Source organism: Arcobacter vandammei, assembly GCF_016106035.1.
GTDB lineage: Bacteria > Campylobacterota > Campylobacteria > Campylobacterales > Arcobacteraceae > Aliarcobacter > Aliarcobacter vandammei.
Genome location: NZ_JADKPZ010000028.1, coordinates 1 through 12,174 on the forward strand (window position 1 = coordinate 1; position 12,174 = coordinate 12,174).

Sequence of the window (12,174 nt, forward strand, 5' to 3'; positions counted from 1 at the left end):
ATCTGTATATCTTGGTGGCATTTTTATTCCTTTACTTTTTAAACAATTCTCTCCAAATTGTCATTTTAATTAACTGAATAATTTCTTGTCTACTTTTTCGGGGTCATTCCAAGTTGGTATCAATTCAAAAGTAGCTGGGTATTATTCAAGATGGTTAGAGCAAAGTAAAATTTCTCAGCTTACCCAAAAAGATTTATTGAATAGTCGTTTTTTACTTCTTTGTTTTATAAAATACCAATATTTCATTCGTAATGATAATCTTGTTGATAGGTTTGTAGCAATTATGCAAAGCACTAAGAGTTCACTTCTTCGTCACCAAAAAGATTTGCACTTTGAAAATGAACCAAAACAAAAAGCATTGATGCAATCTTTAGAAGATTCAAATTTATCACTGTTAAATGAAGTTGGTGAAATTGTAAACAATCAAACTCTTGATGATGCCACAAAAGTTTCAATTCTCAAATCACTTGTTGCTACTAAAACAAAAAATTTAAAAATACTCCTTCAAGAGAAGACTTTTCTCCAAACGGCTAATATAGATAAATTTGAATTTGTTGAAAAGGCTTCGCAATCATTACAGGGGAAGCTTTCAGGTATCATCAAACTGATTGAATTTGATGAAAAATCCTCCAATAAATATCTAATTGCGGCTATTAAATATTTCAAAGAGAGTAGCAATATCAAACAAGATGCTCCAATTGCTTTTTTAGATGATGATGCACAAGTAGCAATCTTTGATGGGGAGAATAAAATCAAAGTTTCCCTTTACAAAGCACTCTTATTTATTCATGTTAGTGACGGGATTCGTTCAGGTATTTTAAATCTCAAATATTCCTACAAATACAAAAGCTTTGAGGAGTATATGATACCAAAAGAGGAATTTATCAAATACAAAAAAGAACTTCTTATATACCATGAATTAGAGTATTTAGAAGATTTCAAAAATTATGCTGCACCTATCAATGAAAAGTTAGAAAAAAGTTTTGAGAGTACCAATGCAAAAATTATCAATGATCTTAATATCTATTTTAAACTTACACCCGACTCCTTTGTGCTTACTACTCCAAAACTAGAAAAAACTGAGGAGCAGATGGAACATACGATTGGAAAATATTTTCCACAATCTGAGTTTATTTCAGTTATTGATCTACTCCATTCAGTGCAAAGAAAAACAGAATTTTTAGACTCTTTTAAACACTACTCTTTGCAAAATACAAGAATAGAAAAGCTTGATGCAAATCTTCTTTATGCCTCTATAGTAGGATACGGTTGCAATATATCTCTTTCAAAGATGGCAAAAATCTCAAAAGGGATTAGTGAGCATGAACTTGATACAACTACAACTTGGTATTTGAGTGAAGATAACACAATTGAAGCAAATGATAAAGTTGTCGCATTTATCGATTCTCTTGAAATTTCTTCACTCCTTAAATACAATCCAGAGATAAATCACACTTCGAGCGATGGTCAAAAATTCAATATGAAATCAAATATCCACTCTACTAATGCTGGGTATTCATTTAAATATTTTGGAACTGCTAAAGGTGTGAGTGTATACACATTTATAGATGAATCTCATAAACTCTTTTACTCTACAGTGATCAATGTAAATGAAAGGGAGAGTGGATATGTTATTGATGGCCTAATGCACAATGATGTTGTGAAGTCAACGATACATTCGACAGATACCCATGGTTTCAGTGAAGTGATATTTGGTTTGACCCATCTATTAGGATTCTCGTTTGCACCAAGAATAAAAAATTTTAAAGATCAACAACTTTATGGTGTGCATTCTCCAAAATACTATCAACAAAAAGGGTATCAACTGACCCCAAAACGAAAGATAAACTTTGAAATCATACAAGAAAATTGGGATGATATCCTCAGGTTTATCCTTACAATCAAATCAAGAAGAACTACTGCATCACAATTACTCAAACGATTGACATCCTACTCAAAGCACCATAAACTCTACACTGCAATTAAAGAGTTTGGAAAAATCATTAAAACTGATTTTTTACTCACATATATTGATGATGTAGAGCTTCGCCAAAGGATTGAAAAACAACTCAATAAAGTGGAAGCATCAAATAGATTTTCAAAAGCAGTGTTCTTTGGAAACAATGCAGAGTTTATATTTGCATCACAAGAGGAGCAAAATATTGCTAACAACTGTAAGCGACTTATCCAAAATGCGGTTATCCTTTGGAACTATCTTTATATTGATAAAAAGTTACGAGATGCAAAGTCTCAAATTCAAAAAGATGAAATTATTGATGCTATTAAAAATAGTTCAATTGTGCATTGGAGTCATATTAATTTTTTTGGAACGTATGATTTCACACAAATTGATAAAAAAGTGAATGATATGATCAGTTAAAAAAGATTATCTCATATTTTAACGAGGAATGGTTTTTTAACTGAAATCTGTATCGTTGCAAAGGAAAATCATTTGTAGAGGATTCTAGAGATAGGCATAATAAAGTTAAGGAAACTTTAATTTATTATGTCACTTCATTTTCAAATATATTTATTTTATAGAGAAGTCCTATTTATAGGGGTTTAATAAGTTAAGTCTTGCTGAATTTAAGCTACTTTTAAATCGCATGTCGCATTTGGTACCTTTATGTAAAGGTGGCCAATATTCTTCGGTTAATAGATATTTTTTAGATTCATATTTCATAAGCCAAAAGCATCCTAATTTCTTTTTAAAAGAGTCAATAGAGTATGCATGTAATCTATTTCATCTTAGAAATAATTTTGATGCAAAAGATGAGCAGCAATATGTGAGAAATACTATATTGTTACAAATAGGACTTTTAAATAAGAGCTTCGAGCATTTAAAACTTTGGCTATCAAATTACAACCTACCAGTTATTGTTTCAGAATTATTAGATGTAGATTCTCAAAATTATTCAAAAGAGTTTAATGATGGGTGGAGGGTATTAAGAAGGTTTAGAGATAACATTTTATCAAATGAACAAGCAAAAAATATTTTAACTCAAAATATATGGTTTAAACATCTCAATTTAGATGAGTTACTAAAAGCAGCTAAACAAAGAGCTAAAAAGCAATTAATGATCACTCAAGATGAAGATTTACCTGTGTTTTATCTTGAAAAAATTAATTATTCAGATGATGGATTAAGTTTTACAATTAATACACAAGACCTTTATTCACTAAATTTAAGCGGATTTAGATATGAAATTTATATAGATGATGAATATAAAGGTGTTTTGATTGCTAACAATTCAAAAGAACTTATATTAGAATCGCCAATTATTATTTTTAATCCAGATACAAATCAGATAGATTTAGAACTAAGAAATGAAGATGATGATGTAATATTTGCTACAGAAATAGTGCTATTTGATTTTACTGAACAGATGGTGCTTTTTGATGAAGATGGAAATATCTATCAAAACATATTCAAAAAATTAAATACTCATAAAAAATATCATATTTTGATAGATTCTGATTTAGATTGCGATTTTAATGATGACTTTCAAAGAGAGTATTTTGACGGATATGCTACACTAGTTCCATTTATCGGATACAAAGATAACTGTAAAATTACATACAATGAAGAAATATTATTTGAGCTAAATTTTACAGAAAATGTTGAAAAACCTGAATTCATAGATCAATTAGTTTTATATACAACAGCTAATCCTTCATTTATATTGAATAATGAATATACTTTTGAATTAAAAATTATGCAAATTGATTCAAAAACAGAAGAAGTTGATTTAAAAACATTGTCTCCAGAAGCCAAAATCATCAAATGGTCATATTTAGGTGGCTATTCAGATAGTGATGATATTGAAAATAACAGCTCAATAAAAAGTAAATTGTATCCTGAGATGATTACTTCTCCAAAGCATACACTACTTATTAAATATAAAAATAGGGTATTTAAAAAGGTAGTTTATTGTAACTTCTTTGAAAAACAAAATCAATATAGATTATTTCAAATGGGAAGTGATGCAACTGTTAAATTAGTTGATAGAACAAGCTATTTAACAAAGTCCGATTTAAAAAGATATAGATATTATCTTAGTGATTTTAGCAGAACTGAGCAATTTTACATTAAAAACAAATCTAGTTTTTATCAAACAATTAGACCAAATAAAATTATAAATTTTGCGAAATTTGATGGATTTGGAGAAACTATTTTTATTGCAGAGCATTTATTTAATTCCCCATTGATAAGTGTTTTTGATTATAGAAATAGCGATGAATATATTTCAATAAATCAAGAAAAAAAGAATGAAATTTTTATCCATAGAGAGTTACCACAACAATGTAAATTAATACTTTTAGATCAAAATCTAAAAGAACATGAATTCCCACATCAACAGTTACAAGAGAGTGCAAACAATCATGAGATATATTTTGACAATGAGTTGGTTTCAGTCCTTGTTATTCAGGGTAATAGTGTAGTTGATAGTTCATATGATAATATTTTTTTAGATAGTTTTAATGACTATGCAAATACAGAAGTTATTAAAAATTTATTAGTCTCAAACTATCCATTTTTATCTAAGCAATCACATACAAATTTTTTAAGAAAATTTATAACACATGATATAGAAGATTTTTTCTCAATTTTTTATAATGATAGAATCATTATAAATGAAAATTTATTGAGATTAGATTTTTCAAAAATCAATCTTTTGATAGAGCATGTTTTGTTTGGGTTAAAAATAGATGCAGAAGTTAGTGGACGAATTTTACAAAAAATAATTCTTAATAAACAAGATAAGTTATTGATTGATACACCTATTGTTTTATTTAAACTTTTGTTATCGTGTGGTTCAAGTAAACTCATAAATTATTTTTATAGTTTTGTAAATAACGCTGAACTTGAAAATGAGAGAGATGAAAGTTTTATAGAGTTGATAACTGATAATCTATTTGATACTACAACTTTAAATGGTATTCAAAAACATAATTTAAAGGTTGAAATGCACTATGTTAATGGAAAATATTATTTAAAAAAAGCATTGGAGAAATTAAATGGCTAAATATTTAGATGCGATTGAACTATCGAATAATTTGAAAAATAGACTTGAAGAGATAGTTTTAAGCAGCATTAGTGTGAGAGATGAAGAGCTTCAAAATGAGTTAAGTGAAATAATCAAATCAAATGATGGCTTAATATCTGAAATACTTGTAGAAGGGGCATTTTCAGCAAAAAAACATGATGATATTTTAAGAAACATTCCATTTTTAAATAAAAAGTTTTTAGATTTACTTGACTTAAATAAAGTATTTAATCCAAATTTTTATCCGTTTAAGCATCAATTTGAAACTCTTAAAATTGTTAATGAGATGGATAGTAATAATAAACCTGCTATTGTTGTAACCGCACCAACTGGTTCAGGTAAAACAGAATCTTTTTTACTTCCAATGCTTAATGATTTAGTTTCTAATCCACGAAAATCAGATGAAAAAGGTGTTAGAGCTATTATTCTTTATCCGATGAATGCATTAGTTGCAGATCAAAACAAAAGGCTTTTTTCGTATTTAAAAGGTCAATCAAATGTGAGTATGTTCTTTTATAACAGTGAAACTCCCGAATCAAAAAAATATGCGACTGATGAGTTTGATGATAAATGTTTTATAAAAACAAGAAAAGAAGCAAGAGACAATCCACCTGATATTATGATTACTAACTATTCTATGCTTGAGTATATATTAGCAAGACCAAATGATTTTCCTCTAATTGACAATGCACTTAGAACTATAGTAGTAGATGAAGCTCATTTATACACAGGTACTTTGGCTGCTGAAGTTTCATTGCTTTTAAGAAGAGTAAATACTAAGGCAAAAGTTGATAATTCAAAGATATTATATATCGCAACAACTGCAACAATTTCAGATGATAAGCAAGAACAACAGGATTTTTTTAGTAAATTTTTTAATAAAGACAATATTCATAGAGTATCTGGAGAAAAAGAGTTTAAAGAGATAGATGCAACTATCAATGTTGATAATGAAATAGAGCAGTTTATAGATATATCTTTTATTATTTCAAAGCCTAATTTGGATTTATACAATGAATTTAAAGGGTATAGAGTATTTCCTAAGATACTTAAGATATTATCTGAAAAATATACAATTCAATTTAGTGAATTATTAAAATTAGTCTCTTCAAGTATAGAACCAAAAACTTTATTAAATATTTTTACAATTGGAGCAAAAGCTCGTTTGAATGACAATGAGCTGCCATTACTTCCTCATAAATTGCATTTACAAGTAAGGAGTTCTCAAGGTTTTTCAGTTTGCTCAAATCCAAATTGTCCTGATTCTAAAATTAAGGGTCTAGGTAAAATTCATCATGGAACTTTTTATAACTGTACAACATGCCAAAGCCCTACATTAAACCTTATAAGGTGTTCAGAGTGTAGTGAGCATTTTTATCATGGCAAATTTAATGACAAAGATACTTTATACCTAGAAAGATTTTTTAAAGATGATACTAAAAGTGAAAATAGCCATATATTGAGTTTTAAAGAGTCAAGCGAAGCGATTTATATCAGTAAAGATGGTAAAAAATGTTCAGAACATGATTACAACAATAAATTTTATAAACATTCCGTTTGTCCTGTATGTTCAAATGAAGAATTTTATGGGCTAAGTGTAAGCGATCAGTTTTTAATTCCATTGGTATCAGAAACAATGCTTGTTAATATGCCTGAAATAGATAAAGAGGTAAATGTTTTCTTACCTGCTCGTGGAAGAAGACTTTTAACATTTTCAGATAGTAGAAGTGAAGCAGCTAGACTTGGGCCACTTTTAACGATGCAACATGAAACACAACTCTTTAGAAGGTTAATAGTAGAAACCATACAAAATAATATTTCTAAAAATCAAGATAATGAACTAAGAGAATATTATCAAAACGAGATAAAAGAAAATGAACTAAAGCTATCAAGCATTGATAACCCGATAGTCAAGCAAAAGCTTGTAGAAAAAATCAACGATGCAAAAGTAGAATTATCAAAAATGAGTTCAGGTCTCTCTATTACTGACTTAGTTGATAATATAAAGAAACATCCTTTAATCGGAGAGTTTTTTGATAGAGAGAGAATGAAAGAACAATCAGCTGAAGAGCGAGAACAGTTGTCATATAACAAAAATTTAGATTCTATTAAAGGTAATGTATATGAATTGTTAACTGAAGCTATTGCAATTCCTAATGAAAAGCAAGTGAATTTGGAAAGTATAGGGTTATTAAAGTTCAATTTTCAATTAGATGATTTTGATTTAATAAGATTTACTAATTTTATGATTGAAAAGACGCAATTATTTAAAATATTGAAATCAATAATATATTTAAGTAGGCAACAAAGAGCTTTTACAATTGAAACAAATTATTATGAGGTAAAGGATTATCAATCTAATTTAACAGGTGTTGGAAAGTATGTGGCATATGATGCTAAAAACAAAAATATTTTTAATCTTAAATTGACTAGTCGAAGTTCTATTTATAAGTTTATTAGTTCTGTTCTTAGAGGTTTTGAAATCGAAGATACAGAAGAAAATGTACATACTTTTTTAGAAGCAGTATTTGAAACCTTTTTAGATGCTGCAAAAAGAGATGATATTAGATGGTTAGAGCATAACAGAGTTCAAACAGATGATGGAAGAATCGTTGATGCATTTAGAATAGTATTCTATGAACTATCTATCGAAATACCCCAAACCCTATATTTAAATACTATCAATAAAACAATCTGGCAAGAAGCCATAAATGGTGTTGTTCCAGTAAAACATAACATTGTAGAATTAAAAGAAGTTACACAAAGTGATTTGGATGCAGATCCATATTTTTCACGATATAGAAAAATGTATCTTAATCCTTCAAAAGAACTTAGTATGGGATTATGGGCAGAAGAACACTCTGCTCAACTTGCACAAAAAGAAAATAGAAGGTTGCAAGATTTGTTTATACAAGGTAAGAGAAATGTATTATCTGCAACAACAACACTTGAAGTGGGTATTGATATTGGAGGTTTAAGTGGTGTATTAATGGCAAATGTGCCTCCAAATAAAGCAAATTATATTCAAAGATCAGGACGAGCAGGAAGAAGAACTGATGGTTCATCTATAATTCTTACTTACACAAAGACAAGACATTTTGATCAAAATGTATTTAGAGATTTTAAATTTTATTTAGATAAACCTCATAAAAAACTAACAATATCGCTTGAAAAAGAAAAAATAGCAACTAGACATTTTAATTCATTAATGCTATTCAAGTTTTATGAAAATCATGCAAGCAGTAAAGATGCACTAATTTTTGATTCATTCAAAAAAATGGGATATTTTGTAGGTATATATGAAATACCAAAACATACAGATAATCCTTATGCAAAGTTAGATTTTGAAATGGATGAGAGTTCCATCTATAATAAGTTTATTGAGTTTTTGACTAATTTTGAGATAATAGAAGATGATAAAAAAGCATTTGATGAAATTTTTAAACATACAAGTAAAGTTCTTGATTATCAGCAATTAATTAAAATTTTTAGTGATCAAGTTCAGGCTATGGGCACGATATATATCAATAGTTTAAAAGAATTATATGGAGATTGGAATTTTGCTACAAATTCAAGCCATAAAAATGCAGTTAGATATAACATTAAACAAAAACATGGTGAAAGTTTAATTGAGATTTTCTCAAATGCACAAGTTTTACCAAAATATGGATTTCCTATTGATATAAAGACATTGCAAGTAATTAACGCACCTAAAATGTTTGAATTATCAAGAGGTAGTTTTTTGGCATTGTCTGAGTATGCTCCAGGTTCAAAGATTTTAGCAGGTGGGATGTTGATTGAGTCTAAAGGAATTTCAAAACACTTTACGGGTGAAAATTTAGATGAAGCATTTGGTGAAAAAGGGTTTACTTATCTTTGTGATAAAGGACATTTTTTTACATCACCGTATATCAAAGTTCACGAGTGTAGTATGAGTGGCTGTAAAGGTGTTGTAAAACCTGCTTCAAATTATTTAATGCCTGAACATGGATATATAACAGCCGCATCTGATAAATTGTCTTATAGAGCAGGTAGTCCTGAAAAAGTTGGAAGATTAGAGATTCATAGTGCAATTCATACAAGTTCAGAAAATGATATTAATTTTTCATATGATGATTTTTCTATTATTTATAAAGAGAAAGCACTTATTTATGGAGTAAATAGAGGAAATAAAGGCTTAGGATTTGCAATTTGTACAAAGTGCGGTTATACAGAATCAGAAATAGAAAAAGTCAATACAGGCAGTTATGATAAATTGCCAACATCATTTAAAAAACATTCATCTATCTATAGTGAATCATCTGCAAATATATGTTTAGAAACTTCGCCTACTATATGGAGAAATCACAATTTAATCGCTAAAATGATTACAGATGCGATTATGATTATTCCAAAAAGAGATATTAAAGATATTAATATAGCTCAAACTTTAGCCAATGCAATGCAGTTAAGTGGAGCAGAAGAGTTAGGCATCGATGAGAGGGAGATTAATGCTCTTATTCAAGAAGTAGACGGGAAATTGAGTATATTAATTTACGATAATCAATCAGGTGGTGTTGGATATGTTTATGATTTAGCAAAAAATCGATGGAATGACTGGTTAGAAAAAACACGACAAAGGCTTTTTATTGATGAAAAACACAATGAAGAGTGTTTAAATGGTTGTATTAAATGTGTAGTTACAATGAATACAAGTGAACCATTACCAAGAAGAGAAACTTTAGATTATCTTGAAAGTAAAACAATCCCTAAAAATGAAGATATAAAGATAGTGAAGAAAAAAAATATAAAAAAAGAGATTAGTAAAGAAGATAGAATGAAAAGATTTAAGAAATAAATGTATTATTTTAGTAATACTACAAAAAAACTCTTGACAATAATATTTTCATCTGATATACTTCTAAAGTTAATGTATTATTATTTATATGATACAAAAAATACGAGGTGTATAGGTGAAAATAAAACTAAACGACATAGCCGAGATAAAAACGGGACTTGTACTCAATAGAAAAAAAGCTGACATGAGTAAAGATCAAAAATTATATTACAGTGTTGTATCTCTCAAGTCTTTCAATGTTGATGCCATCTATGATAATACTTTTGCAGATGAGTTTATATCAAATGAACAAATCAAAGAGGATTATCAAGTAAAACAAGGTGACATTCTTTTAAGACTTCGAGAACCTAATCTTGCCGTATATATAGACAAAAAATATGAAAATCTTATCTTCTCATCTTTGATGGTTCGAGTAAAAATTAAAGATAATAGATTTGATGAACATTTTATAGCTCATTATCTAAATAGTAATATAGTGAAAAAACAATTATCGCAAGGTGCAATAGTTGGAACAACAATACCTATGATAAAAGTGGCAGATGTAAATGAGATAAAAATACCGCTTACAAACCTAGATAAACAAAAAAAGATAGTAGAATACCTAAAACTTGCTCATAAAGAAAACGAGCTTTTACAAAACCTAATAAACCAAAAACAAAAATACTCAAAAGAGATATTTGAAACATTAGCATTACAAGGAGAATAATTAAATGCAAAAAACGACTCAAAGCACAATCAACAATGTAGTATGGAAAGCTTGCGATACATTCAGAGGTACAATGGATGGAAGTGATTATAAAGATTATGTTCTTACGATGCTATTTGTGAAGTATCTTTCTGATTTTTACAAAGAAAAACTAGAACAGCTTCAAGCAGAGTACGGTGATAAGACGGATAGAATCGAAGCAAAGCTAAAAAGAGAAAAATTCAGACTTGATGAGAGTTGTACATTTGATTATTTGGTTAAACACAAAGAAGCTTCTAATCTTGGTGAAATAATGAATAAAGTACTTGAGAGAATCGAAGAGGACAATAGGGACAAACTTGAAGGTATCTTTAGAAGTATAGATTTCAACAACAAAAATAAACTAGGGGACACAAAAGAGAGAAACACAATATTAAAAAATCTTATCGAAGATTTTAGTGATACTAGACTTGATTTAAGACCTTCAATGTTAGAAGGTAATGATGTAATAGGAGATGCTTATGAGTATCTTATCTCACACTTTGCAAGTGATGCAGGGAAAAAAGGTGGAGAATTTTATACACCAAGTGAAGTATCAACACTTTTAGCAAAACTAGTTGAACCAAAAGAGGGAGATATGATTTATGATCCAACTTGTGGTTCTGGTTCACTACTTATTAAAGCATCAAAAGAGATAGGAAGTAAAAACTTCCGTCTTTATGGGCAAGAGAGAAATGGACAAACTCAAGCACTTTGTAAGATGAATATGTTTTTACATGAGATAAACGATGCAGTTATCGAGTGGGGAGATACGATAAGAAATCCACTTCATCTACAAGATAATCTTCTAAAGACTTTTGATGTAGTAGTAGCAAATCCACCATTTAGTCTTGATAAATGGGGAGAAGAGATAGCAAGTGAAGATAGCTTTGGAAGATTTAAATATGGAACACCACCAAAAAGTAAAGGAGATTTTGCTTTTGTTCTTCATATGATTAGTTCACTTAATTCTAATGGGAAAATGGGAGTTATTTTACCTCATGGTGTATTATTTAGGGGTTCTAGTGAAGGCAAAATTAGAACAAAACTTATTGAAGATAATCTTCTTGATGCAGTTATTGGCTTACCTGCAAACTTATTTTTTGGAACTTCCATACCAGCTTGTATTTTAATATTCAAGAAGAATAGACCAAATAAAGATATTATATTTATCGATGCAAGTAGGGAATTTGAAAAAGGAAAAAATCAAAACAATCTAACAGATGAGCATATAGCAAAAATATTTGATACTTATAAAAATAGAAAAGAGATAGAGAAGTATAGTCATGTAGCTACTCTTGAAGAGATACAAGAAAACGACTACAACTTAAATATCCCAAGATATGTAGATACATTTGAAGAAGAGGAGATTATTGATTTAGATGCTACAAAAACAAATATAGCAAATATTGAAAATGAGTTAGTGGAGATAAAATCAAAAATGAGCGGGTATATTAGGGAGCTTGGGCTATGAGTGAAATGATAATATATCAAGATGATAGTGGCACTACAAATCTTGAAGTAAAACTTGAAAATGAAACTTTATGGTTATCTCAAAAACAATT

At 28.8% G+C, this 12,174-nt stretch carries 5 protein-coding genes; all 5 read left to right on the forward strand.

Annotated elements, in window-relative coordinates; genetic code table 11:
- The first annotated feature begins 85 nt into the window (after window positions 1-85).
- The 5 genes from IQC44_RS10960 to IQC44_RS10980 all read left to right on the forward strand — a co-directional run bounded on the left by IQC44_RS10960 (window position 86) and on the right by IQC44_RS10980 (window position 12,083).
- Complete coding sequence (locus IQC44_RS10960; protein WP_198306402.1) at window positions 86-2,380, forward strand: Tn3 family transposase; 2,295 nt, start codon at window positions 86-88, stop codon at window positions 2,378-2,380.
- A 226-nt stretch (window positions 2,381-2,606) separates the two neighbouring features.
- Window positions 2,607-5,027, forward strand: coding sequence for a hypothetical protein (locus IQC44_RS10965; RefSeq protein WP_198306403.1), 2,421 nt, complete (start codon window positions 2,607-2,609; stop codon window positions 5,025-5,027).
- The gene (locus IQC44_RS10970) at window positions 5,020-9,885 is read left to right on the forward strand and encodes a DEAD/DEAH box helicase (protein WP_198306404.1); all 4,866 of its coding nucleotides are present in this window, start codon (window positions 5,020-5,022) and stop codon (window positions 9,883-9,885) included. The genes IQC44_RS10965 and IQC44_RS10970 overlap by 8 nt, the downstream gene beginning before the upstream one ends.
- Before the next feature lie 115 nt (window positions 9,886-10,000).
- Window positions 10,001-10,591, forward strand: a complete 591-nt coding sequence (locus IQC44_RS10975) for a restriction endonuclease subunit S (protein WP_198306405.1) — start codon at window positions 10,001-10,003, stop codon at window positions 10,589-10,591.
- A 4-nt stretch (window positions 10,592-10,595) separates the two neighbouring features.
- Window positions 10,596-12,083: a type I restriction-modification system subunit M gene (locus IQC44_RS10980; RefSeq protein WP_198306406.1), complete on the forward strand. Its 1,488-nt coding sequence runs from the start codon at window positions 10,596-10,598 to the stop codon at window positions 12,081-12,083.
- Window positions 12,084-12,174 lie beyond the last annotated feature (91 nt).